Below are 24,732 nucleotides of genomic sequence, written 5' to 3'. Positions count from 1 at the left end.
GGGTCAGCGGGTTCTGGGTGGTGATCAGGCCGTTGCTGTTGTCGAGGTCGGCATTGTTCAGATCCAGATTCAGTGCGGTGGCGCCCAGCAGCGAGCCGCCGATGTTATTGATACCGGTGGCTTTGGCGTCGAGCGTTTGTGCGGCGTTGATGAGGCCGTCGTTGTCGTTGGTCAGCAGGCCGTTGATGTTGAGCGTGAGGTCGCCGCGGCTGGTCAGGGTGCCGCCGCTGTTGTCCAGCGTACTGGCCTGAGCGTCGACGCTGGCCGCAGCGATCATGCCCTTGACGTTGCTCAGCGCGTTGGCGACGCGCACGGTCAGCGCCTGATTGCTCAGCAGTTTGCCGTTGCCGTTGTCGAGGCTGTCGGCGCCAAACGTGAAGCCTTGGGCGCTGGAGATTTCGCCATTCTGGTTGTTCACCGCGCCGAGGTTTTTCAACACCAGCGCGCCGGGGGCGTTGATCAGGCCGTTCTGGTTGTTCAGTTGGCCGTGATTCAAGTCCAGAGTAAGGCTGCCATTGCTGAACAGTTCGCCGCCCTGCTGATCGAGGCCAGAGACGCTGGCCGTGACGTCTTTTTCAGCGGCGATACGGCCGCTGTCGCGGTTGCTGACTTGGCCTGCGTTGAGGGTCAGGCTGTCGGCACTGGTCAGTTGACCGCCCTGGCTGTTGTCCAACGACCCGGCGTTGACGACGGTCGCGCCCTTGCCGGAAATCTTGCCCTGATTGCGGTTGTCGAGGCTGGCAGCTATCAGGCTCAGGCCTGCGTCGGTCACCAGTTGCCCGCCCTGATTGTCGATCAGGCCGGTGCTGGTGAGGGTCAGTTGCCCGGCACTGGACAGTACACCCAGGCGGTTGGCGATGCTGTTTGCACTGACGCTGAGCAGGCCTTCGCTGCTGATCAGGCCGCCCTGGCCGTTGAGCAGTCGGTTGGCGATGACCGCCAACTCCTTTTTGCTCAGCACACGCCCGCTGCGCTGGTTGTCGAGGGTGCCCGCCTGAATCCGTGTGCTGCCCTCGCCGCTCAAGGTTCCGGTCTGGTTGGTCAGTGTCTGCGAGGCACTGGCCTGCAACGAACGACTGGCGATCACACTGCCGTTGTTCGTCAGATTCTGCGCACTGACCACCACATCACCCGAGCCATTACGGCTGTTGTCGGCATTCACCCCCGCTTCAACGATCGCGTTGTTGGTCAACTGGCCGTTGCTGCTCAGGCTGATGCGGTCGCGGGCGGCGATGTTCTGCTGCACGTTCAAGGCGTCGCGGGCCTGCACGTCGACGCTGGCGCCATACATCGCACCTTGCACGTTGGCGCTGGCGGCTTTGACATTGACCGCGCCTGCGGCCGAGGCCTGGGCGATGTTGAGCTGGCCGTTGGCGTCGATCTGGATATCGCCTGCGCTGGCCGCCAGGTTGCCCGCCAGTTTCACGCCGACCCCGGCTTCGGTGCCGACCAGTTTGATGGCGCCTGCGTACATGCCGCCCAGCGCCGAGCTGTCGATGGCCAGGTTCGGGGCGTTGCCGTCGGCGGCGCGGGCGGTGGCGTTGAGGGTCTGGGCGTCGACGTCGTTGTGGCCAGCGACGATGGTCAGGCGCTTGGCATTGATCTGCGCGTTGATCTGCGCGGCGCGGGTGATGATTTCGAACTGGTCGACGTTGTCGGCGTTCAGCCCGGCGCCTTCGATGGCGACGTTGCCGCCGTCCACCTGAAAATGATCGAGACGGCCGTTATCCAGCACCGGTTTGCCGGTGGTCAGAGTCGCGCGTGGGGTGTTGATGAAGCCGCAGCCATTGCAACTGATGCCGTACGGGTTGGCGACGATGACCCGCGCCGCCTGCCCCGCCACTTCGGTGTAGCCCTTGAGCTGGGTGGCATTGGCGCCGACCACCTCGTTGAGGATGGTGCTGGCCGCCACGCCGTTGAGGTTCTGGTTGCCGAGGATGATGCCGCCCAGTTGCGTACTCTGGGTACGGTCGGTGGCGTTGTTGAGGATCACGCCCTGGGCGCCGACGTTGTACTGCTGGTACTGGTTGTGCGACAGCCCGCTGGCATTCGGTGCGGCGATGTTAACGATCGGCACGCCATTGCCGGCCTGGCCCAGCGTGGTGTTGGTGGTGCCGCTCACGGCAATGCCATCCGCCTGGGCCAGCAGCGGCTGCCAGAACATCGCCTGGATCAGAATCAGCGCGATGCCTTTGTTCGGCAGCCCGCAGAAGGTCGAACGCTCGATCAGTTTCGCGGAAGGTTGGCGGGCGAGAAAGTTGAAGAAGCGAACGTCCATGTTGGGCATCCCGGCGAAACGTTAGAGGAAGAAATCCAGGCGGAAATAGATCGGCGATTCGCGCTCGATCAGGCCGGCCGGGCGTTCCAGAGAATGGGCAAAGGTCACGGTCGCGGCGACGTGCTGGCCGCGGGCAAAGAATTCGAATGAGTTGCTCGACAGGCGGCCGTGCTCGTCGCCGTTGTAGCGGTCGTTGCGAATCACGCCCTGGTCGTAACCGGCGGCGACACCGTAGTCAGTGAAGGCCGGGCGCAGCCAGTCGAGGGTCACCGGCCGAGTCAGGCGCAGTTCGTTGCGCCAGTAGCCGCCGCTGTCGCCGGACAGAAACTGATCCTTGTAGCCGCGCACCGAGGACGATCCGCCCAGGCTCATGCGCTGCGGGCTGAACAGCACGTCTTCGCTGCGCTGTCCGGTGGCCAGGCTGGTGAAGGTGAGGCTCTCGCCCCACAGCTTGAACGGCTGCAAGTAGCTGAGCGTGCCGGTGTATTTGCGATAGCGCGCATCGGCCTCACCGGGCCCGGGATGATTGTTGTCCTGAGCGCCGAATGCACCGATGCCCTGCTGCATGCCCAGGTCGATGTTGAGGAATGCGCCACCGATCCGCCGGCCGTGGTTGATGCCGTACTGCACTTCGGTGATGCGGTTGCTGCTCAGCGCCAGGCGGCTGTCTTCGATGTAGTTGTTGGTGCGCAGGCTGGACAGCCCGACATTGAGCGAGGTCTTGCTCAGGGCATCGCGGTGGATCACCCGGTCAGCGCGAAGCTGGTGAGTCTGGCTGTCGCCGCTCTGCTTGAAGTTGAAACCGTTGGCCTGCGCCTGGGAGCGATAGTCGCTTTCGCTGTAGCTGTAACTGAAATTCCACCAGCCCCACGGCAGGCTGTAGGCCAGCGCCGCGTTGTGCGAGGTGTGCGCCGAATCGCTCATGGCGTCGTGGCCGCCGCGCAGGCTCAACTGATCGGCCAGCCCCAGCGGGCTGTCCCACTCAAGACCGGTGTTCCACTGCTGCTCGCCGGTGCTGCGCTGGCCATCGTTGTTACGCGACAAGCTCGCGCGCCAGGGCTTTTGCGGGGTGTTCTTGACCAGCACATCGCTGCCGCCGACCTGCTGCCCCGGCGTCAGCTCCATCTGCGCCTGATTGGACGGCAAGCGGTTGAGCTGATCGACCATCTGCTCGACCTCGCGCAGATTGACCAACTGCCCTTCCCGTCCGGGAAAGGTCATCGCCAGCTCGCGCTCGCTCAGCCCGCTACCCGCGTCGCTCTTGAGCTTCTCCAGCCGGCCTTCGATCACCAGTACCTGCAGATGCCCCTTGGACAGATCCTGCTGCGGCAGATAGGCACGGCTGGTGACCAGCCCCTTCTCGATATACAGATTGGTGATGCCCTTGAGCAGCTCGTTGAGCTGCGAAACGCCCAAGCACTGGCCGGTGTAAGGCTGCGTCAAACGTTTGCGTTCGACATCGGAAAGCGAGTCGGCACCCTTGAGTTCGATGGTGTCGATGGTGAAGCAGCGGGTATCGGCTGGCGCAGCGGACTGGGCGGATTCGGTCTGCTTGCCGGGAAGGTCTTTCAACTCTTCGAGGCGGCGCTGCTGCTCTTGTAACAGGCGCTCCTGGCGATCTCGGATCAGGTCTTGTTCACCGGGAGTTGGGGCTGCCAAAAGCGAGGCTGATGAAACCAGAAGCGCAATCATGATTGCGGCGTGAGCTGAGAATCGATACACGAAACGTCCTTGTAATACCAAACTGCCACTATAATTGTCGATATTAAATTGCCATTAAATTGGCGTCAATTATCTGAAACACCCTTCCGTCGGATGATGTCAGCACATCGAAACCCGCCCAGAACGTTGGCGGGAATGCTAGGGCGCAATGCCCCATCGCAGTAAGGTGAAAGATTCCGATGCTTGCGTAGGACCCATCTGAAAGAAAACGCATGCAGATACACATCCGCGCCATGTTCGTAATCCAACACGCCAAATCGCCTTTTTCCGGAACTTCTATGGCTGAGAACCCTTCCTATTTTCTGTAATGAAAATGTAATATTCGAATTCGCATAACAAAACAAAAGCCACTGGAGTGTTCGATGTTTGCCTTTTTCCGCCCTGCCGCGCATCAGGCCCCGCTGCCTGCCGAGCGCGTCGATAGCACGTACCGCCGTCTGCGCTGGCAGATTTTCGCGGGTATTTTCTTCGGGTACGCGGGCTATTACCTGCTGCGCAAGAACTTCTCGCTGGCCATGCCGTACCTGATCGATCAGGGCTATACGCGGGGTGAACTGGGGGTGGCGATTTCGGCCATCGCGATTGCCTATGGCCTGTCGAAGTTCTTGATGGGGCTGGTGTCGGATCGCTCCAATCCGCGTTATTTCCTGCCGTTTGGCCTGCTGATTTCGGCGCTGGTGATGTTCGTGTTCGGTTTCGCGCCCTGGGCGACGTCGAGCGTGACGATCATGTTCATCCTGCTGTTCATCAACGGTTGGGCGCAGGGCATGGGTTGGCCGCCGAGCGGGCGGACGATGGTGCACTGGTGGTCGCAGAAGGAACGCGGCGGTGTGGTGTCGGTGTGGAACGTGGCGCACAACGTTGGCGGCGGGCTGATCGGGCCGCTGTTTCTGCTGGGTCTGGGCTGGACCAATGACTGGCATGCGGCCTTCTATGTGCCGGCCGCGGTGGCGTTGTTTGTAGCGCTGTTCGCCTTCGCGACCATGCGCGACACGCCGCAATCGGTGGGCCTGCCGCCGGTGGAGAAGTACAAGAACGATTATCCGGAAGGCTACGACGCGAGCCACGAGGAAGAATTCAGCGCCAAGGAAATCTTCGTCAAGTACGTGCTGCGCAACAAAATGCTCTGGTACATCGCGCTGGCCAACGTGTTTGTCTACCTGCTGCGTTATGGCGTGCTCGACTGGGCGCCGACCTACCTCAAGGAAGCCAAGCACTTCGATGTCGACAAGACTTCATGGGCCTATTTCTTCTACGAGTGGGCGGGGATTCCGGGCACGCTGCTGTGCGGCTGGATGTCGGACAAGATCTTCCGCGGCAATCGCGGCCTGACCGGGATCGTGTTCATGGCGCTGGTGACGGTCGCGACGCTGGTGTACTGGCTCAACCCGCCGGGCAACCCGAGCATCGACATGATCGCCCTGGTTTCAATCGGCTTCCTGATCTATGGCCCGGTGATGCTGATCGGGCTGCAGGCGCTGGAGCTGGCACCGAAAAAGGCAGCGGGGACGGCGGCCGGCTTTACCGGACTGTTCGGGTATCTGGGCGGCTCGGTCGCCGCCAGCGCGCTGATGGGCTACACGGTCGATCATTTCGGCTGGGATGGCGGGTTCGTGATTCTGATCGCAGCGTGCGTATTGTCGATCGCCTTCATGGCGCCGACGCTGCGGCATACGCGGGTGGCGAGTCAGTCGCGTGAGGCGGTGGCGTAAAAGCGAATCGATTGTTCATTTCGTAGCAGCACGGCTTGCCGGCGGGAACGATCTTGAGTCCGCCCCGCCGGCAAGCCGTGCTGCTACGGCCTTCGGCCAAAATCAAAAGCAGATCGGGTGCGCGTCAAACCGCCAACAAAACCGGCCTGCACCGCTTGAACCGCTCTTCCAGGCTCAAATCCGGCATGGCATGCGTGCGCAGCGCATGGATGGTCTGCTCCACATACTCCCAAGTCGTCCCATAGCGGCCAGCGGCATTGGCCAGCACCTGAGTCAGGACGCTGTCGGGCAGGTTGCCGGCGTAGCTGGGCAGGTGGCGTTCCAGTACGAAGCCCAGGGCCTGGACCTTGCTGCCGTCTTCGAGTCGGCAACTGAGCCAGTGCGGGCGGTAGGAAGGGTAAGGCATCTCTCGCTGCCACAGCGCCAGCAGTGACTGTTCGATGTTTTCTTCGGGCAGGCGATAGGCGAAACCGCTGCACGAGCCGCCACGATCAAGTCCAAAGACCAGGCCAGGCTGTTCGGGCGTGCCGCGGTGTTCGTGGGACCACAGATACAGGCCGCGATGATAGCCGTGCACCCGGCCGCGCTGACGCTCCACGGCGGAGCACTCGGGGCGCCAGATCAGTGAGCCGTAAGCGAACAGCCAGATCGGGCCGCCTTCGTGGCGCGACAGGGTCGCATGCATGGAGGCCAGGAGTTGTTCGTGGGTCAGTTTCGGCCCAAGGTCGATAACAGGTGGATACGACAACCCCAGACCGCTATGTACGGCCTCCACCAGGCTATTGATTCGGTTACCCAAGCTGACTCCCTCACTGGCCCTGATAACTGCCAGTGTAGTGCTGAAACTGCTTCAAGCCGCTCGGACAACCACGAATGAGCAGCCATTCACAGCGTCGAGCATTGTGCGGGCCGGCGCGTCGAGATTCTGGCCCGCGCATATTCTGATGCAATTAGCTTTCCACGGCGCCTGCCATCGGGCGGGCGGTCAAGACCGCGGCGCGTAGGCGAACACGTCAGCGCGCATTTGTTGCGCGTCCATGCCAGCCACCACCAACGCGTCGAGGGTGGAATAGACCATGTTCGGCGAGCCGCTGGCGTAGACCTGGATCGATTTGAGGTCCGGGAAATCTTCGCAGACCGCTTCGTGGAGCATGCCGCAGCGCCCTTCCCAGCCGCAGAGATCACTGACCACCTGATGCAGATGCAGGTTTTCCAGGGTCTTCCACTCGTCCCAGTGCTTGAGCTCGTAGAAGTCTTCGGGACGACGCACGCCCCAGTAAACGTGTACCGGGTAAGGGAAACCCTTGGAGCGGCAATGCTCGATCAGGCTGTGCATCTGGCCCATGCCGGTGCCTGCCGCGATCAACACCAGCGGCCCGTCAGGCAGCTCGCCCAGATGAGTATCGCCAAACGGCAGCTCGACCCGCGCCATGCCTTCGCGCTGCAGCTGTTTGATCAGATTCTGTGCACTGGCTTCTCGTGCCAGCACATGCAGCTCCAGATCGCGCCCGCTTTCCGGGGCCGACGCCATGGAGAACGCGGATTTCTCGCCATCGTCGCGAGCGATCATCAGGTACTGGCCGGCGTGGTAGCGCGGCGGCTTGCCGGCAGGGGCACGCAGCATCACGCGCCAGACATCGCCACCAACCTCGACGCACTCGGTCACCTGGCAGGCGAATTTGCGCACCGGCAACTCGCCCAGCGGCAGGACGCTGTCCCAGACCACCACGCAGTCTTCCTGCGGCACCGCCAGACAGGTGTAGATTTCGCCGTGGCCCTGCAGCTCGCCGGCCTGCAGGACACTGCCTTCGACCAGCAGCGCCGAGCAGATGTGGCAATTGCCGTTGCGACAGCTTTGTGGACATTCATAACCCAGGCGCTGGGCTGCATCGAGGATCCGCTCGCCGGGCAATGTCTCAAGTACCGCGCCCGACGGCTGCAAGGTTACGCGCATCAATCTATTCCCAGCTGATTCCAGAGTTCGTCGATACGACGCGTGACGGCTTCGTCCTTGACGATGGCACGGCCCCATTCGCGGGTGGTTTCACCCGGCCACTTGTGGGTGGCATCCAGGCCCATCTTCGAGCCCAGGCCCGAGACCGGCGAGGCGAAGTCCAGGTAGTCGATCGGCGTGTTGTCGATCATCACCGTGTCGCGCTTGGGGTCCATGCGCGTGGTGATCGCCCAGATCACGTCGTTCCAGTCCCGCGCATTGATATCGTCGTCGGTGACGATAACGAACTTGGTGTACATGAACTGTCGCAAAAACGACCAGACGCCCAGCATCACGCGCTTGGCATGGCCCGGGTACTGCTTCTTCATGGTCACGACGGCCATGCGGTAGGAGCAACCTTCGGGCGGCAGGTAGAAGTCGGTGATTTCCGGGAACTGCTTCTGCAGGATCGGCACGAACACTTCGTTCAGTGCCACACCGAGAATCGCCGGCTCATCCGGTGGACGGCCGGTGTAGGTGCTGTGATAGATCGGCTTGGTGCGATGGGTGATGCGCTCCACGGTGAACACCGGGAAGCGATCGACTTCGTTGTAGTAGCCGGTGTGGTCGCCGTACGGCCCTTCATCGGCCATTTCGCCGGGATGAATCACGCCTTCGAGGACGATTTCGGCACTGGACGGCACTTGCAGGTCGTTGCCACGGCATTTGATCAATTCGGTGCGATTGCCCCGCAACAGGCCGGCGAATGCGTACTCGGAAAGGCTGTCCGGCACCGGCGTCACGGCGCCGAGAATGGTCGCCGGGTCCGCACCCAGCGCTACCGAGACCGGGAAAGGCTGGCCGGGGTGCTTGTCGCACCATTCCTTGAAGTCCAGCGCGCCGCCACGGTGGCTGAGCCAGCGCATGATGACCTTGTTGCGGCCGATGACCTGCTGGCGATAGATGCCCAGATTCTGGCGTTCTTTGTTCGGACCCTTGGTGACGGTCAGGCCCCAGGTGATCAGCGGGCCGACATCGCCTGGCCAGCAGGTCTGCACCGGCAGCATGCCCAGGTCGACGTCGTCACCTTCGATGACCACTTCCTGGCACGGCGCGTCCTTGACGACTTTCGGCGCCATGGAGATGACTTTCTTGAAGATCGGCAGCTTCGACCAGGCGTCCTTCAGCCCCTTGGGCGGTTCGGGCTCCTTGAGGAAGGCCAACAGCTTGCCGATCTCGCGCAGCTCGTCGGTCGACTCGGCGCCCATGCCCATGGCAACGCGCTCGGGTGTGCCGAACAGGTTACCAAGCACCGGGATGTCGAAGCCGGTGGGGTTTTCGAAGAGCAAGGCCGGGCCCTTGTTGCGCAAGGTGCGGTCGCAGACTTCGGTCATCTCAAGCACCGGAGAAATGGGTACCTGAATACGTTTCAATTCTCCGCGCTGCTCAAGCTGCTGCACGAAATCCCGTAGATCCTTGAATTTCATTAACCCGGCCACTTAACAAATAGATGCACATCCTACCTGCTCTGGCGGCCGACAGCAGCAGCCTTGCGCGCGATCATCCGCCTTTGGCCGCGTTTTCACTGAGGAAAATCGGCGCCAGCAGCGGCTTCATGCGCTCACCGCCTTGATCGGAGAGGTGGTTTTCGTCCATGTATTGCGAGTAACCATCAAACTCGGCACGGCAGATACCTCCCGGACACATCAGCGGCGCCGGGTCGAGCACATGCACCTGTGGGTCGTCCTTGCTCAGTTGCGTGAACAGCCTGTCGAGGAACTGCTGGCGCGCCTGATGCTCGGCAATCGGCCGGCCCAGCCGCTCGGCCGAGCGCCCAACCATCGCCAGGCTGGCGAGCCGGGCCACGGTGCCCTGACGTTGCAGCGGCACTTCCTTGAAGATCCACACCCGCGCCCCGGTCTCGCGCACGTTGCGGACCATGGCGGCGAAATCCCTGGCGATCTGCTGTTCGGCGATGCGGCGGCTGTCGTTGCGGTACAGCACGTGCTGCATGTCGCCGTCTTCCTCGCCGTACAGATACAGGCTCCAGCGCGCAGCCAGCACAACGTCACGAATCCTGTTTTCGCGGATCGATTGCAACGTGGCCTGGTTGAAGTCCTGACATTGCTGTCGGGTCTCATGACCCTCTATCGGCAGGCAACCGGACAGGCTCGCCAGCCACACCGGAATGCCGTAACGCTCGGCATCGGCGGCGATTGCCGGCAACAGCGCTGCGGCATGGCTGTCGCCCCACACCAGCTGCACCGGCGGTGCATGGCCGTCGTCGCCAAAGCGGCAGACTTTGCTCAGGTCCTCGCTCTTGCGCTGCAACAGGCAGTCCATCTGCCCCAACTGCCAGTTGCGCGCGTTGGCGTATTGCTGCGCCTGCTCGGTCAGCCGTTGCGGCATGCCATCGCCGTCACGCACCCACTGGCCCGCCGCGCCGATCACCAACAGCGCTGCCAGACCGGACCACAGCACCGGTTTGCGCCCGGCAAAAACGCGCTTTTCACGAAACGGCAGTTCGACCAGCCGCCAGCTCAGCCACGCCAGCACCAGGGTGAGCAGCACCCAGCCACCTGCTTCCAGCGCCTGCATGCCGTCGACCGACACCGCATTGGCATAGACGAATACCGGCCAGTGCCAGAGGTACCACGAATAGGAAATCAGCCCGACGCCGACCATCACCGGCAGGCTCAACAGGCGCCCCACCAGCGTCGGCGCATGGCCATTGGCCCAGATCATCGCCGTGGCGCCCAGCACCGGCAGCAGCGCGGCCCAGCCGGGGAACTGAGTGTATTTATCGAAACCGAAGATGGCGTACAGCACCGCTGCAAATCCAGCCAGGCTCACGCCCTGATACGTCATGGGCGACAGTTTGCGCTCAGTGGCAGGAAGCACCGCCAGCATCGCGCCGCACAACAACTCCCACGCGCGCATCGGCAGCAGGAAAAACGCGGCATCGGGCTCGCGGCGGATCACCCAGACATTGGCCGCGAACGACACCAGCAACAGACCGAACAGCATCCAGCGCCAATGCCGCAAGAAGCGCGTCAGCAAGACCATCAGCAGCGGAAAGAGAATGTAGTACTGCTCTTCGACCGAGAGCGACCAGGTGTGCAGCAGCGGTTTGAAATCCGAAGCCGGATTGAAATAGCCATCCTGACGCATGAACAGGATGTTGGAGATGAACATCGCCTGGTAGCGTACCGCGCGGCCGAGCTGCGAGTAGTCGTTGGCGGGCATCAGCAGCCAGCCGACCAGCAGCACCGCCAGCATCATCACGCTCAGGGCGGGGATGATGCGCCGGGCCCGGCGTGCCCAGAAATCGACAAAGCTGAAGCGCCCGGCGCCGATTTCCCGAAAGATGATCGAGGTGATCAGAAAGCCCGAGATGACGAAAAACACATCGACACCCACGAAACCGCCGCTGAGGGCGCCAAACCCGAAGTGGTAAAGCACCACTGGAATGACGGCCAGAGCCCGCAGCCCGTCGATGTCCCGACGATTGCCAAAGGTATGCATGACGCTCCTTGTCCCGCTTTTCTAATTATTGAACGCAAAAAAATGGTGCCCTGATGGACACCATTTTTCTACAGCCGTTCAGCGCCTGCCGAATAGGCGGCTTACTTGCGCTTCATCGACAGGAAGAACTCGTCGTTGGTCTTGGTCGTTTTCAGCTTGTCGACCAGGAACTCGATGGCAGCCACTTCATCCATCGGGTGCAGCAGCTTGCGCAGAATCCACATGCGTTGCAGCTCGTCGTCGGCCGTCAGCAACTCTTCGCGGCGAGTACCGGAACGGTTGATGTTGATGGCCGGGAAAACGCGCTTTTCAGCGATCTTGCGATCCAGAGGCAGCTCCATGTTGCCGGTGCCCTTGAATTCTTCGTAGATCACTTCGTCCATCTTCGAGCCGGTTTCAACCAGCGCGGTGGCGATGATGGTCAGCGAGCCGCCTTCTTCGATGTTACGGGCAGCACCGAAGAAACGCTTCGGTTTTTCCAGCGCGTGGGCGTCGACACCACCGGTCAGGACCTTGCCGGAGCTCGGGATGACGGTGTTGTAGGCACGGGCCAGACGGGTGATGGAGTCCAGCAGGATGACCACGTCCTTCTTGTGCTCGACCAGGCGCTTGGCCTTCTCGATCACCATTTCGGCGACTTGCACGTGACGGGTTGGCGGTTCGTCGAAGGTGGAGGCGACCACTTCGCCGCGCACAGTGCGCTGCATTTCGGTCACTTCTTCAGGGCGCTCGTCGATCAGCAGAACGATCAGATGGCACTCTGGGTTGTTACGGGTGATGTTGGCTGCGATGTTCTGCAGCATGATGGTCTTGCCCGCCTTTGGCGGTGCGACGATCAGGCCGCGCTGGCCCTTGCCGATCGGGGCACACAGGTCGATCACGCGACCGGTGAGGTCTTCGGTGGAACCGTTGCCGGCTTCCATCTTCAGACGAATGTTCGGGAACAGCGGCGTCAGGTTTTCGAACAGAATCTTGTTCTTCGCGTTTTCCGGACGGTCGAAGTTGATGGTGTCGACCTTGAGCAGTGCGAAGTAACGCTCGCCTTCCTTCGGTGGGCGAATCTTGCCGACGATGGTGTCGCCCGTGCGAAGGTTGAAGCGGCGGATCTGGCTCGGCGAGACGTAGATGTCGTCAGGGCCGGCGAGGTAGGAAGCGTCTGCGGAGCGGAGGAAGCCGAAGCCATCCTGGAGGATCTCCAGCACGCCATCACCCGAGATTTCCTCGCCGCTTTTAGCGTGCTTCTTCAGCAGGGAGAAAATCACATCCTGCTTGCGCGAACGGGCCATATTTTCAATGCCCATCTGTTCGGCCATTTCGAGCAGATCGGTAATAGGCTTTTGCTTGAGTTCAGTCAGGTTCATATAGGAATGACGTAATCATGTATGAAGGGAGAAATTAAGCTTTTGGCTTAATGAGGCCGCGCCGCAGAGAAGGCGACAGGATCGCGTAAAAATCGAAAGGAGAGCGTCGGCGACGGCTAGCAGGGGGCAACGGAGAAGCCGTTGCGGGGCCGAATGTACCACTTGATTTTCCGAGCGTCTAGTGCAACGCCAGAAAAAAGCCCCGCAATTTGCGGGGCTTTAGCGCCATCAGATGTTGGCGTCGAGGAACGCTTGCAGCTGGGACTTGGACAGTGCGCCGACCTTGGTGGCCGCCACTTCGCCGTCCTTGAACAGCATCAGGGTCGGAATACCGCGCACGCCGTGCTTGGCCGGGGTTTCCTGGTTTTCGTCGATGTTCAGCTTGGCGACGGTCAGCTTGCCTTCGTAGGAGGCAGCGATATCGTCCAGAACAGGAGCGATCATTTTGCAAGGGCCGCACCACTCAGCCCAGTAATCCACCAGCACAGGGCCGCTAGCCTTCAGGACATCGGCATCGAAGCTCGCGTCGCTGACGTGTTTGATAAGGTCGCTACTCATGAGAATTCTCCGAGGTCATAGGCAAAAAAACGTGGCCCATCATAACTGTGTCGGGTCGTGACAGGAAGGCGCTGGCGATTGTCTCTTGCTATGGAGATTCATGACTAGCTTTATTGAAGTGACTACGGCTCAACCCTTGACCGTGCTTCTGGCCGAAGGCCGTGGGAGCCTGGCTTGCCGGCGATCTGCCGGGAACCGGCAGCAAAACCATTCAACCTGGGTGTATCAGACAAACCACATCTGCTGGGTTTACTGCCGCTGCGCGCCAGATCGCCGGCAAGCCGGGCTCCTACGGCCTTCGGCCAGAGGCGGATCGCGAACAGGCCCCGAGAGCTCCGGCCAGCAGCGAGGGGCCTTCAACCCGACGGCGCAACAAACACGATCCCGGTGCGCAGCGCCGCGCCTCTTATATGTTCCTGCATCGCCTTCTGCGCGGGCCCCGAGGCGTTGCGGCCCAGGGCCCGAAGGATCTTGCGGTGCTCCTGCCAGGTTTCCATCGCCCTTCCCGGGCGAATGAACGGCAGCTTCTGGCTCTCCAGAAAGATGTCGGCGCTGGCGGTGATGATGTCGAGGATCGCCTGATTGCCGCTGGCGACCAGAATCCTGCGGTGGAAATCGAAATCCAGCTTTGACGCGCACTCGAAATCCCCGGCCTTCAGCTCAAGGCGCATGGCCTCGACGTTGTCTTCCAGCGCATCGCGCTCGTCGGCGGTCAAGGTCACAGCCGCAAGGCCTGCGGCGAAACCTTCGAGCGCATAGCGCAACTGAAAGGTCTCCGCAGGCGATGCGTGAGCCGCATGGGGCCAGGAAAAACCCTGCGTGCGCTGTTGTGGTTCAGGAATCGCCTGCACGAACACGCCCTTGCCCGGCTGCACGCTGACCACGCCCAACGCACTGAGCGACGACAACGCTTCGCGCAAAGACGCGCGACTCACCCCCAGCCGCACCGCCAGATCACGCTGCGAAGGCAGGCTGTCGCCGGGGCCGTAGCCTTGTTCGGCGATCAGTTTGCGGATCGCCTGGAAGGCGGCTTCGGGTACTGCAACAGAGCTGGAATGCATGGCAATTCGTACGCGGCGACAGTGGGAAAACCCTCTTTTATAGCCATCGCGCCGATTCGGCAAGTCACGCCCAAGCCAGGTGCGGCGGGCCCTGCATCCGCGCCAAAGCGGGGCGCGAGACTTGCCAACTGTTCAGACCAGTTAGACCACATCAGCCCTGCAGCCCGCATTCCGTGGTCACGTTTCAACGACTGGCATGGGCTGTGCACTGGCGCATGACCATCACCCCTGATTCGCCTTTACCTCAGTTCGATCCGGAGATGTCCCATGACCCAGCGTTACAGCGCCCTGCTCGCCGCCCTGTTTGCCAGCCTGATGCTCGGCCAGGCCCCCGCCCACGCCAACGGTCTGGATGACGTGACCTCCCGCGGCGTCCTGAAAGTCGCCGTGCCCCAGGACTTCCCGCCGTTCGGCTCGGTCGGCCCTGACATGAAGCCCCGCGGCCTGGACATCGACACCGCGCAACTGATCGCCGACCAGTTGAAGGTCAAGCTGGAGCTGACCCCGGTCAACAGCACCAACCGCATCCCGTTCCTGACCACCGGCAAGGTCGATCTGGTGATCTCGAGCCTGGGCAAGAACCCGGACCGCGAGAAGGTCATCGACTTCTCCCGCGCCTACGCGCCCTTCTATCTCGCCGTGTTCGGCCCGCCTGACGCAGCCATCGCCGGGGTCGATGACCTCAAGGGCAAGACCATCAGCGTGACCCGCGGCGCCATCGAAGACATCGAGCTGACCGCCGTTGCACCGAAAGAGGCGACCATCAAGCGCTTCGAAGACAACAACTCGACCATCGCGGCCTACCTGGCCAACCAGACCGACCTGATCGCCAGCGGCAACGTGGTGATGGTGGCGATCAGCGAGAAGAACCCCAAGCGTATCCCGGCGCTGAAGGTCAAGCTCAAGGACTCGCCAGTCTACGTCGGCGTGAACAAGGGCCAGCCGGAGCTGCTGGCCAAGGTCAACGAGATTCTCGAAGCGGCGAAGCAAGACGGCGCGCTGGAAAAGAACGCGCAGACCTGGCTAAAGCAGCCACTGCCGGCCGATCTCTGATTCACGCCTGCTGATCCGAGGCTAATACATGGCTTATCAGTTCGATTTCATCCCGGTGCTGCACAACGCCGACCTGTTGTTGCGCGGCGCCCTGTTCACCCTGGAGCTGACCGCCATCGGCACCTTGCTGGGGGTCAGCGTCGGCATCGTCGGCGCGATTGTCCGGGCCTGGAAGATCCAACCGTTCTCGGCGCTGTTCGGCGTCTACGTCGAGCTGATCCGCAACACACCGTTTCTGGTGCAGCTGTTCTTCATCTTCTTCGGCCTGCCGTCACTGGGGCTGAAGATTTCCGAATGGCAGGCGGCGGTGCTGGCGATGGTGATCAATCTGGGCGCCTATTCGACGGAGATCATCCGCGCCGGCATCCAGGCCATCCCGCGCGGGCAGCTTGAAGCCTCGGCGGCGCTGGCGATGACGCGCTTCGAAACCTTTCGCTACGTGGTGCTGGCGCCGGCGCTGGCCAAGGTCTGGCCGGCCCTGAGCAGCCAGATCATCATCGTGATGCTGGGTTCGGCGGTCTGTTCGCAGATCGCCACCGAAGAATTGAGCTTTGCCGCCAACTTCATCCAGTCGCGCAACTTCCGTGCATTCGAGACCTACATCGTCACCACGCTGATCTACCTGGCCATGGCGCTGCTGATTCGGCAACTGCTGGCCTGGTTCGGTCGTCGTTACATCGCCAGGAGCCGCTGATGGATTTCACTTTCTGGGACATCGTGCGCAACCTGCTCACCGGCCTGCAATGGACGCTGGCGCTGTCGCTGGTGGCGTTCATCGGCGGCGGCGTGATCGGTCTGCTGGTCATGATGCTGCGAATCAGTGACACGCCGTTCTTCCGCGCCCTGGCGCGCGGCTATATCGAGCTGTTTCAGGGCACGCCGCTGTTGATGCAGCTGTTTCTGGTGTTCTTCGGCGTGGCGCTGCTGGGGGTGGACATCTCGCCCTGGGTCGCCGCCGCGCTGGCCCTAACGCTGTTCACCAGCGCGTACCTGGCTGAGATCTGGCGCGGTTGCGTCGAGTCGATTGCCAATGGCCAGTGGGAAGCCTCGGCCAGCCTGGCGTTCACGCCGTGGGAACAGCTGCGTTACGTGATCCTGCCCCAGGCCCTGCGCATCGCCGTTGCACCGACCGTGGGCTTTTCGGTGCAAGTGGTCAAAGGCACTGCGGTGACCTCGATCATCGGTTTCACCGAGCTGACCAAGACCGGCGGCATGCTCGCCAACGCCACCTTCGAGCCTTTCATGGTCTACGGCCTCGTCGCCGCAGGCTACTTCCTGCTTTGCTACCCGCTGTCGCTCAGCGCGCGCTACCTGGAAAGGAGACTTCATGCCTCTGCTTAGAATTTCCGCCCTGCACAAATACTACGGCGACCACCACGTGCTCAAAGGCATCGACCTGAGCGTCGAGGAAGGCCAGGTGGTGGCGATCATCGGTCGCAGCGGCTCGGGCAAGAGCACCTTGCTGCGCACGCTCAACGGCCTGGAGTCGATCAACGATGGCGTGATCGAAGTCGACGGCGAATACCTGGACGCCGCCCGCGCCGACCTGCGCAGCCTGCGGCAGAAAGTCGGCATGGTGTTCCAGCAGTTCAACCTGTTCCCGCACCTGACCGTGGGCGAGAACGTGATGCTCGCCCCGCAGGTGGTGAAGAAAACCTCAAAGGCCGAAGCTGCGAAACTGGCCAAGCAGATGCTCGAACGCGTCGGCCTCGGGGAGAAGTTCGACGCTTTCCCGGATCGCCTCTCGGGCGGCCAGCAGCAGCGCGTCGCCATCGCCCGCGCCCTGGCGATGTCGCCGAAAGTACTGCTGTGCGACGAGATCACCTCGGCGCTGGACCCCGAATTGGTCAACGAAGTGCTCAACGTGGTGCGCGAGCTGGCCAAGGACGGCATGACCCTGATCATGGTGACCCACGAAATGCGCTTCGCCCGGGAAGTCGGCGACAAGCTGGTGTTCATGCACCAGGGCAAGGTGCATGAAGTCGGCGACCCCAGGGAGCTGATGGCCAACCCGAAAACGCCGGAGCTCGCGAACTTCATCGGCTCGGTGGAACACGCCTGAAAACGGTCACAAAAATGTCATCTTGCCACTAATCTGCACCGATAATGGCTTCCTGTTTGGCGACAATGGCGGATCGTGGCACGATGTCGGGGTTAACGACCGAGACTTTTTGACCATGCCGCCATCCACCGAAAAAAACCTCTCGCTGATCGCCGCGATCGACCTGGGCTCCAACAGCTTTCACATGGTTGTTGCCAAAGCCCACCAAGGGGAAATCCGCATCCTTGAGCGGCTCGGCGAGAAAGTGCAGCTGGCCGCCGGGATCGACGACGAGCGCAAGCTCAGCGAAGAATCCATGCAACGCGGGCTCGATTGCCTCAAGCGCTTCGCCCAATTGATCAACGGCATGCCGCCGGGCGCCGTGCGGATCGTCGGCACCAATGCCCTGCGCGAAGCGCGCAACCGTAATCAATTCATTCACCGCGCCGAAGAAATCCTCGGCCACCCGGTCGAGGTCATTTCCGGCCGTGAAGAAGCGCGTCTGATTTACCTGGGCGTGTCCCACACCCTGGCCGACACCCCTGGCAAGCGCCTGGTGGCGGACATCGGTGGCGGCAGTACCGAGTTCATCATCGGTCAGCGCTTCGAACCCCTGCTGCGCGAAAGCCTGCAGATGGGCTGCGTGAGCTTCACCCAGCGCTACTTCAAGGACGGCAAGATCACTCCGGCCCGCTACGCCCAGGCCTACACGGCGGCGCGCCTGGAGATCATGAGCATCGAGCACGCGCTGCATCGCCTGACCTGGGATGAAGCGATCGGTTCGTCCGGCACCATCCGCGCCATCGGCCTGGCGCTCAAGGCGGGCGGTCACGGCAACGGCGAGGTCAACGCCGAAGGCCTGGCCTGGCTCAAGCGCAAATTGATGAAGCTGGGCGAGGTCGACAAGATCGATTTCGACGGCATCAAGCCCGACCGCCGTGCGATCTTCCCGGCGGGCCTGGCGATTCTGGAAGCGATTTTCGACGCGCTGAACCTTGAGCGCATGGATCACTGCGAAGGCGCGCTGCGTGAAGGTGTGCTGTATGACCTGCTGGGCCGTCATCACCACGAAGACGTGCGCGAGCGCACCCTGACCTCGCTGATGGACCGTTATCACGTGGATCTGGAGCAAGCCGAGCGCGTCGAGCGCAAGGCGCTGTCGGCACTGGATCAGGTGGCGGCTGCCTGGGAGCTGGAAGACGAGCTGTACCGCGATCTGTTGAGCTGGGCGGCCAAAGTGCATGAGGTGGGCCTGGACATCGCCCACTATCACTACCACAAGCACGGCGCCTATCTGATCGAGCACTCGGACCTGGCAGGGTTCTCGCGGGAAGATCAGCAAATGCTCGCGCTGCTGGTGCGCGGCCATCGCCGCAACATTCCCAAAGACAAGTTCGCCGAGTTCGGCGATGAAGGCGTGAAGCTGATTCGTCTGTGCGTGCTGCTGCGCTTCGCGATCCTGTTCCACCACATTCGCGGCACCCAAGAGATGCCGCAACCTGTGTTGACCGCCAACGACAACCAGCTCGACGTGCTGTTCCCCGATGGCTGGCTGGAAAACAACCAGCTGACTCAGGCCGACTTCGAACTGGAAGCGGAGTGGCTGACCCGAGTCGGCATCGTCCTCAGCGTACGCTGAGGACCGGGTTGCTCAATTTCTCCAGCAACGTCGCCTGCACATTGCGGGCGTTCTGGTTGCCGGTCGGGGTGCTGCGCACGTAGCGCCCGTCCGGCTGCAGAATCCAGGCGTGGGTGTTGTCAGTCAGATACCCTTCGATTTCCTTCTTCACCCGCAGAATCAGCTTCTTGCCCTCCACCGGGAAGCAAGTCTCGACGCGCTTGTCGAGGTTGCGTTCCATCCAGTCGGCGCTGGACAGGAACATCTGCTCGTCGCCGCCATTGAGGAAGTAGAACACCCGCGTGTGCTCCAGGAAGCGGCCGATGATCGAGCGCACCTGAATGTTGTGGGAAACCCCCGGAACGCCTGGACGCAGGCAGCACATGCCGCGCACGATCAGGTCGATCTTCACGCCGGTCTGGCTGGCCTTGTACAGCGCGCGGATGATCTTGGGATCGGTCAGCGAGTTGAACTTGGCGATGATGTGCGCCGGCTTGCCCTCGGCCGCGAACTGGGTCTCGCGGGCGATCATGTCGAGCATGCCTTTCTTCAGGGTAAACGGCGCGTGCAGCAGCTTCTTCATGCGCAGTGTCTTGCCCATGCCGATCAGCTGGCTGAACAGTTTGCCGACGTCTTCGCACAGCGCGTCGTCGGAAGTCAGCAGGCTGTAGTCGGTGTACAGCCGCGCGTTGCCCGCGTGGTAGTTACCGGTGCCCAGGTGCGCATAACGCACGATTTCGCCCGCCTCGCGACGCAGGATCAGCATCATCTTGGCGTGGGTCTTGAAGCCGACCACACCGTAGATCACCACCGCACCGGCCGCTTGCAGGCGGCTGGCCAGTTGCAGGTTGGATTCTTCGTCGAAGCGCGCACGCAGTTCGATGACCGCCGTCACTTCCTTGCCGTTACGCGCGGCGTCCACTAGCGCATCGACGATTTCCGAGTTGGCGCCGCTGCGGTACAGGGTCTGGCGCACGGCCAGAACGTGCGGGTCTTTCGCGGCCTGACGCAGCAAGTCCACGACAGGCGTGAAGGATTCGAACGGGTGCAGCAGCAGAATGTCCTGCTTGCTGATCACGTTGAAGATGTTTTCGCTGTTCTGCAGAAGCTTCGGAATCGCCGGGGTGAACGGCGCGTGTTGCAATTCCGGATGGCTGTCCAGGCCGGTAATGCTGAACAGGCGCGTCAGGTTCACCGGGCCATTGACCTGATACAACTCGCTCTCGCTCAGGTTGAACTGCTTGAGCAGGTAATCGGACAGGTGTTTGGGGCAGGTGTCGGCCACTTCCAGGCGAACGGCGTCGCCATAACGACGGGAGAACAGCTCGCCACGCAGGGCACGGGCAAGGTCTTCGACGTCTTCGGAATCCAGCGCAAGGTCGGCGTTACGGGTCAGGCGGAACTGGTAGCAGCCCTTGACCTTCATGCCCTGGAACAGGTCATCGGCGTGGGCGTGGATCATCGACGACAGGAACACGTAGTTGTCGCCCGGGCCGCCGACGTCTTCCGGCACCTTGATGATGCGCGGCAGCAGGCGTGGCGCAGGAATGATCGCCAGACCCGAATCGCGGCCGAAGGCGTCGATGCCTTCGAGCTCGACGATGAAGTTCAGCGACTTGTTCACCAAGAGTGGGAACGGGTGCGTCGGGTCCAGACCGATCGGGGTGATGATCGGTGCGATCTCGTCGCGGAAGTAACGACGCACCCAGGTCTTGAGCTTGGTGGTCCAGTAGCGACGACGGATGAAGCTGACCTGATGCTTTTCCAGCTCCGGCAGCAGGATGTCGTTGAGGATGGCGTACTGGCGGTCGACATGGCCGTGAACCAGCTCGCTGATGCGCGCCAGCGCCTGATGCGGCTGCAAGCCATCGGCACCGGCCTGTTCGCGGGCGAAATTGATCTGTTTCTTGAGCCCGGCCACGCGGATTTCGAAGAATTCGTCCAGGTTGCTGGAGAAGATCAGCAGGAACTTGAGGCGTTCGAGCAGCGGGTAGGATTCATCCAGTGCCTGCTCCAGCACGCGGATGTTGAACTGCAACTGCGACAGCTCGCGGTGGATATAGAGGCTGCTGTCGTCCAGATTGGGAATCACGATGGCCGGGGTAACCGGGGCATGCGGCTCGGGGGCCGCCACCACCTCGATGGTCGGTTCGACCATGGCCGTGATTTCCTGCGTCACGGCCTGAGGTTCAAGTTCAACTGCGGCTTCTGTGGTTCCTTCGGTGCTCATGTCTAATCCTGTAAGGCAATTGCCCTTTGACCATTGGGCTGCGCTGGCGGCTGAAGGGGTGAGGAGCCGATCACGCGTTAAACCCCGCGATGAAATCAGTGACGAACAGTAACGCAGACCGGTCACCGAGGCCACGGGCGGGCAAACGTGACAGTTATAAGCCAGCTTTATGACTCTTACATGACAGGTACATTTCCCTGGCTCATGTTCTCCGCTTAACCGCTTCCTAGACGACAATTCCCTTTGTTTTGTAGGAAACTTTAACGCCGAGACACATTTCGACACTTTCCTAGACGTCGTCGGCGAGTTAGGCTGCGCGTTCATTTCGCCAGCACCTACATGATGCTCCAGCAATTTTTACAAGAATTTGGCTACTTCGCCCTTTTCCTCGGAACCTTCTTCGAAGGCGAGACGATTCTGGTCCTCGCCGGATTTCTCGCGTTCCGTGGGTACATGGACATCAATCTGGTCGTGGTGGTTGCCTTCTTCGGCAGCTACGCAGGCGATCAGCTCTGGTATTTCATGGGGCGCAGGCATGGCCGCAAATTGCTGGCGCGCAAGCCGCGCTGGCAGATGCTCGGTGACCGGGCCCTGGACCACATTCGCAAGCACCCGGACATCTGGGTGCTGAGCTTCCGGTTCGTCTATGGCCTGCGTACGGTGATGCCGGTGGCCATTGGCCTGTCCGGGTATCCGCCGGGGCGCTACCTGCTGCTCAATGGCATTGGTGCGGCGATCTGGGCCGCGGCCCTGGGCGCTGCCGCCTACAAGTTCGGCGCCGTGCTCGAAGGGCTGCTGGGCAACGTCAAGAAATACGAGCTGTGGGTGCTCGGCGCCCTGCTGGTGATCGGCGGGCTGCTGTGGCTGCGCCGGCGGATCAAGAACGCGCGCATCGCCCGCGAAGCCAAACTGGCGCCGGCCCCGGTCGACGTCAAGGACCGGCCAGACGAGTGACCCGGCCCCGAGCGCAATACAGCAGGATTGCGCTCGCCAGCGTGTAACCGAGCAACACCACCCACCCCAGCGCGCTGAACGGCCACAGGCCCACCACCGGCGCCAGCGCCATCAGCGGCAGATTCGCCACCAGCCGCACCCCTTCCAGCTTCAACGCCGCAGGCCGGTTCTCCAGCGCCGCGCCGAACACGAACAGCCCCAACGCCACCCACACCCAGCCCACGATCAGCGCAGGCGCGGGCAGCACTGCGCCGTTTGAAAGCAGGTAACTGCCCAGCAAGGTGTAGAGCGAAAACTGCGCGCCCACATACACCTGCTGCCCCAGGCTCAGCGGCACCTCGAACTTGCGGAACTGGCTCAATTCAGATTTGTGAATCGGATAGCGGGCGGCGACGTCCGCCGGGCGCCAGCCGGTGGGCATAAACCAGATCCGCAGCTTGTCGCGCCACGAGCGCGTGCGCCGCGCATCCTGCAGCAACTGCGCGTAGAACTGCACGTTGGCCCACAGCGGGTTCCAGCTGCGCAGCGGCGTGGTCACGCCGAAGATCGGCGGCTCGCTGTCCAGCTCCTCCTGAAAGGTGCCGAACAGCCGGTCCCAGACAATGAACACCCCGCCGTAATTGCGATCCATGTAGACAAGGTTCTGCGCATGGTGAGCACGATGATTGGACGGCGTGACAAAAAACCACTCGAACCCGCCCAGCTTGGGAATGTGCCGGGTGTGCACCCAGAACTGGTACAGCAGGTTGAGCGACGCCACGGCGACGAACACCACCAGCGGCACGCCGATCACCGCCAGCGGCAGGTAGAAAATCCAGCTCAGCAGAAACCCGGTGCTGGTCTGACGCAGCGCGGTGGAGAGGTTGTAGTCCTCGCTCTGGTGATGCACCGAATGCGCCGCCCACAGGATGTTGCGCTCATGCCCCATGCGGTGCAGCCAGTAGTAGCAGAGGTCATAGAGAACGAAGGCCATCACCCAGACCCAGACGCTGTCAGCGGACAACTCCCACAACGCCAGATGCCTCAAGGCAAAGGCGTAGGTGACCAAGCCCACCCCTTTGGTCAGCAAGCCCGTGGTGGTCGACAACACGCCGGTGCTGAGGCTGTTGATGGCGTCGGCGACCCGATAATTGCTGACCTTGCGCCAGCGGTCGGCCAGCAATTCCACAGCAATCAGCACAAAGAAAAACGGCACCGCGTACAGAATGAAATCCATGAACGCCACCCAGCGACGAAACGTTCGAGATTAGGTCGGCCCGGCACAAACCCTATGGCAACAGATGACAAATTAGTAGACATTTGACGACATCGCTGGCGCGGCGCAGCTGTCGCCCACGCCGGGAAACCCCATGAAAGGGAGCACCTGCATGAGCAAGAAAGTGGCGGTCATTCTCTCCGGTTGCGGCGCCCAGGACGGCGCGGAAATTCAAGAAAGCGTGCTCACCCTGCTGCGCCTGGACCAGCGCGGCGCCGAGGTGAAATGCTTCGCGCCCAACATCGCCCAGCACCATGTGATCGATCACCTGACCGGCAAAGAGACCGGCGAAACCCGCAACGTGCTGGTCGAATCCGCGCGCATCGCCCGCGGCGCCATCGAAGACATTCGCGAAGCCGACATCAGCCAGTTCGATGCACTGATCATACCCGGCGGCTTCGGCGCGGCGAAAAACCTCTCCAACTTCGCCACAGAGGGCGCAGGCTGCAAGGTCCAGGCAGAAGTGCTGGCCATGGCCGAAGCCTTCGCCGAAGCTGGCAAACCCATCGGCCTGATCTGCGTGTCCCCGGCGCTGGCGGCCAAGATCTACGGCCCGGGCGTGACTTGCACCATCGGCAACGACGCCGACACCGCGGCCAAAATCTGCAAAATGGGCGGCAAGCACCAGGAATGCGAAGTGAGCGACATCGTCGAGGACAAGGACCGCAAGCTGGTCAGCACCCCGGCCTACATGGTGGCCACGTCCATCAGCGAAGTGGCGTCGGGGATCAACAAGCTGGTGGATCGGGTGTTGGAGTTGGTGCAAGAGCAGGATGCCTGACAGCCGCGGCGCGCTCGCGATCGGCGTCTGCCCGAAGGGCGTGGGAGCCGGCTTGCTGGCGAATGCATTCTTTCAGACACCCCAACGGTGACTGACACACCGCATTCGCCAGCAAGCCGGCTCCCACAGGTTTTGTGTCGTTAGTCAGCCGGGATACTCTCGGGCCAGCCGGGTCAGAATCCGGTCCAGCGAGTTGGCGAACGCCTGTTTCTCGCGATCGCCATAGGCGCCCTGCCCGCCACCGGCTTGCCCCTGCTCGCGCAGGTCGGTGAACAGGTTGCGCACGGCCAGGCGTTCGCCCATGTTCTTCTCGTCGAACTCCTTGCCACGCGGGTCCAGCGCAGCCACGCCCTTTTTCACCAGCCGGTCGGCCAGCGGCACGTCGCTGCAGATCACCAGCTCACCGGGCACGGCGTTCTCGACCAGATAATCATCCGCCGCGTCCATGCCGCTGGGCACCACGATCAGCTTGACCAGCGCGAACGCAGGCTTGGGCACGGCCTGCCCGGCCACCAGCACCACCTCGAACTGACGCTTGAGGGCGAACTTGACGACCTGATCCCGCGCTGCCCTGGGGCAGGCATCGGCGTCGATCCACACGCGCATTTCATGTACTCCACAATTCGCTTGTTGTAGGAGTGAGCTTGCTC

20 protein-coding genes are annotated in these 24,732 nt (G+C 62.0%); 8 read left to right on the top strand and 12 right to left on the bottom strand.

What is annotated here, in order from left to right; all coding sequences use genetic code 11:
* Nucleotides 1-2,278, bottom strand: a 2,278-nt coding sequence (locus AC1MEK_RS27965) for a two-partner secretion domain-containing protein (protein ID WP_480399488.1), incomplete at its 3' end; no start/stop codon positions are given.
* Between the two features lie 21 nt (nucleotides 2,279-2,299).
* A complete protein-coding gene (locus AC1MEK_RS27960) occupies nucleotides 2,300-3,970 on the bottom strand; it encodes a ShlB/FhaC/HecB family hemolysin secretion/activation protein (RefSeq protein WP_480399487.1) in 1,671 nt (556 codons plus the stop codon).
* Between the two features lie 392 nt (nucleotides 3,971-4,362).
* Here AC1MEK_RS27960 and glpT point away from each other — a divergent pair, with 392 nt between their 5' ends.
* Nucleotides 4,363-5,712 (top strand): glycerol-3-phosphate transporter, encoded by a 1,350-nt coding sequence (gene glpT / locus AC1MEK_RS27955; RefSeq protein ID WP_480399486.1) that lies wholly within the window; start codon nucleotides 4,363-4,365, stop codon nucleotides 5,710-5,712.
* A 124-nt stretch (nucleotides 5,713-5,836) separates the two neighbouring features.
* On the opposite strand, the gene AC1MEK_RS27950 is transcribed toward glpT, so the two are convergent.
* From AC1MEK_RS27950 to AC1MEK_RS27920, 7 genes are all read right to left on the bottom strand, one after another.
* Complete coding sequence (locus tag AC1MEK_RS27950; RefSeq protein ID WP_480399485.1) at nucleotides 5,837-6,511, bottom strand: gamma-glutamylcyclotransferase; 675 nt, start codon at nucleotides 6,509-6,511, stop codon at nucleotides 5,837-5,839.
* A 186-nt stretch (nucleotides 6,512-6,697) separates the two neighbouring features.
* Nucleotides 6,698-7,666: a CDP-6-deoxy-delta-3,4-glucoseen reductase gene (locus AC1MEK_RS27945; protein WP_480399484.1), complete on the bottom strand. Its 969-nt coding sequence runs from the start codon at nucleotides 7,664-7,666 to the stop codon at nucleotides 6,698-6,700.
* Nucleotides 7,666-9,132 (bottom strand): 4-hydroxy-3-polyprenylbenzoate decarboxylase, encoded by a 1,467-nt coding sequence (ubiD, locus tag AC1MEK_RS27940; protein ID WP_480399483.1) that lies wholly within the window; start codon nucleotides 9,130-9,132, stop codon nucleotides 7,666-7,668. The genes AC1MEK_RS27945 and ubiD overlap by 1 nt, the downstream gene beginning before the upstream one ends.
* 73 nt (nucleotides 9,133-9,205) lie before the next feature.
* Nucleotides 9,206-11,170, bottom strand: a complete 1,965-nt coding sequence (locus AC1MEK_RS27935) for an acyltransferase family protein (RefSeq protein WP_480399482.1) — start codon at nucleotides 11,168-11,170, stop codon at nucleotides 9,206-9,208.
* Nucleotides 11,171-11,271: 101 nt separating this feature from the next.
* Nucleotides 11,272-12,531, bottom strand: a complete 1,260-nt coding sequence (rho, locus tag AC1MEK_RS27930) for a transcription termination factor Rho (RefSeq protein ID WP_480399481.1) — start codon at nucleotides 12,529-12,531, stop codon at nucleotides 11,272-11,274.
* Nucleotides 12,532-12,759: 228 nt separating this feature from the next.
* The gene (gene trxA / locus AC1MEK_RS27925) at nucleotides 12,760-13,089 is read right to left on the bottom strand and encodes a thioredoxin TrxA (RefSeq protein ID WP_480399480.1); all 330 of its coding nucleotides are present in this window, start codon (nucleotides 13,087-13,089) and stop codon (nucleotides 12,760-12,762) included.
* A 356-nt stretch (nucleotides 13,090-13,445) separates the two neighbouring features.
* Nucleotides 13,446-14,150, bottom strand: coding sequence for a FadR/GntR family transcriptional regulator (locus AC1MEK_RS27920; protein ID WP_480399479.1), 705 nt, complete (start codon nucleotides 14,148-14,150; stop codon nucleotides 13,446-13,448).
* A 267-nt stretch (nucleotides 14,151-14,417) separates the two neighbouring features.
* Between AC1MEK_RS27920 and AC1MEK_RS27915 the strand changes: the two genes are divergently transcribed.
* From AC1MEK_RS27915 to ppx, 5 genes are all read left to right on the top strand, one after another.
* Nucleotides 14,418-15,203, top strand: coding sequence for a transporter substrate-binding domain-containing protein (locus AC1MEK_RS27915; RefSeq protein WP_480399478.1), 786 nt, complete (start codon nucleotides 14,418-14,420; stop codon nucleotides 15,201-15,203).
* Nucleotides 15,204-15,231: 28 nt separating this feature from the next.
* Complete coding sequence (locus tag AC1MEK_RS27910) at nucleotides 15,232-15,897, top strand: amino acid ABC transporter permease (RefSeq protein ID WP_480399477.1); 666 nt, start codon at nucleotides 15,232-15,234, stop codon at nucleotides 15,895-15,897.
* Nucleotides 15,894-16,544: an amino acid ABC transporter permease gene (locus AC1MEK_RS27905; protein WP_480399496.1), complete on the top strand. Its 651-nt coding sequence runs from the start codon at nucleotides 15,894-15,896 to the stop codon at nucleotides 16,542-16,544. The genes AC1MEK_RS27910 and AC1MEK_RS27905 overlap by 4 nt, the downstream gene beginning before the upstream one ends.
* The gene (locus AC1MEK_RS27900; RefSeq protein WP_480399476.1) at nucleotides 16,531-17,265 is read left to right on the top strand and encodes an amino acid ABC transporter ATP-binding protein; all 735 of its coding nucleotides are present in this window, start codon (nucleotides 16,531-16,533) and stop codon (nucleotides 17,263-17,265) included. Before AC1MEK_RS27905 ends, AC1MEK_RS27900 begins: the two co-directional genes overlap by 14 nt.
* A 115-nt stretch (nucleotides 17,266-17,380) precedes the next feature.
* Nucleotides 17,381-18,883, top strand: a complete 1,503-nt coding sequence (gene ppx / locus AC1MEK_RS27895; RefSeq protein ID WP_480399475.1) for an exopolyphosphatase — start codon at nucleotides 17,381-17,383, stop codon at nucleotides 18,881-18,883.
* On the opposite strand, the gene ppk1 is transcribed toward ppx, so the two are convergent.
* Nucleotides 18,870-21,092 carry a polyphosphate kinase 1 gene (gene ppk1 / locus AC1MEK_RS27890; RefSeq protein ID WP_480399474.1) on the bottom strand — a complete coding sequence of 741 codons (2,223 nt, stop codon included), beginning with the start codon at nucleotides 21,090-21,092 and terminating at the stop codon, nucleotides 18,870-18,872. The genes ppx and ppk1 overlap by 14 nt on opposite strands.
* A gap of 339 nt (nucleotides 21,093-21,431) precedes the next feature.
* On the opposite strand from ppk1, the gene AC1MEK_RS27885 reads away from it, so the two are divergent.
* A complete protein-coding gene (locus AC1MEK_RS27885) occupies nucleotides 21,432-22,046 on the top strand; it encodes a DedA family protein (protein ID WP_480399473.1) in 615 nt (204 codons plus the stop codon).
* Here AC1MEK_RS27885 and AC1MEK_RS27880 read toward each other — a convergent pair.
* Nucleotides 22,024-23,262 (bottom strand): sterol desaturase family protein, encoded by a 1,239-nt coding sequence (locus AC1MEK_RS27880; protein WP_480399472.1) that lies wholly within the window; start codon nucleotides 23,260-23,262, stop codon nucleotides 22,024-22,026. The genes AC1MEK_RS27885 and AC1MEK_RS27880 overlap by 23 nt on opposite strands.
* Nucleotides 23,263-23,413: 151 nt before the next feature.
* Between AC1MEK_RS27880 and elbB the strand changes: the two genes are divergently transcribed.
* Complete coding sequence (gene elbB, locus AC1MEK_RS27875; RefSeq protein WP_480399471.1) at nucleotides 23,414-24,082, top strand: isoprenoid biosynthesis glyoxalase ElbB; 669 nt, start codon at nucleotides 23,414-23,416, stop codon at nucleotides 24,080-24,082.
* 144 nt (nucleotides 24,083-24,226) lie between these two features.
* On the opposite strand, the gene AC1MEK_RS27870 is transcribed toward elbB, so the two are convergent.
* Entirely contained in the window at nucleotides 24,227-24,688 is a 462-nt protein-coding gene (locus AC1MEK_RS27870; protein ID WP_480399470.1) for a YaiI/YqxD family protein, read from the bottom strand.
* Between the last annotated feature and the right edge of the window lie 44 nt (nucleotides 24,689-24,732).

This window comes from Pseudomonas sp. 2 (genome assembly GCF_056627435.1).
Note: the sequence above shows the minus strand (reverse complement) of the source record. Positions and strands in the feature narration are given on the sequence as shown.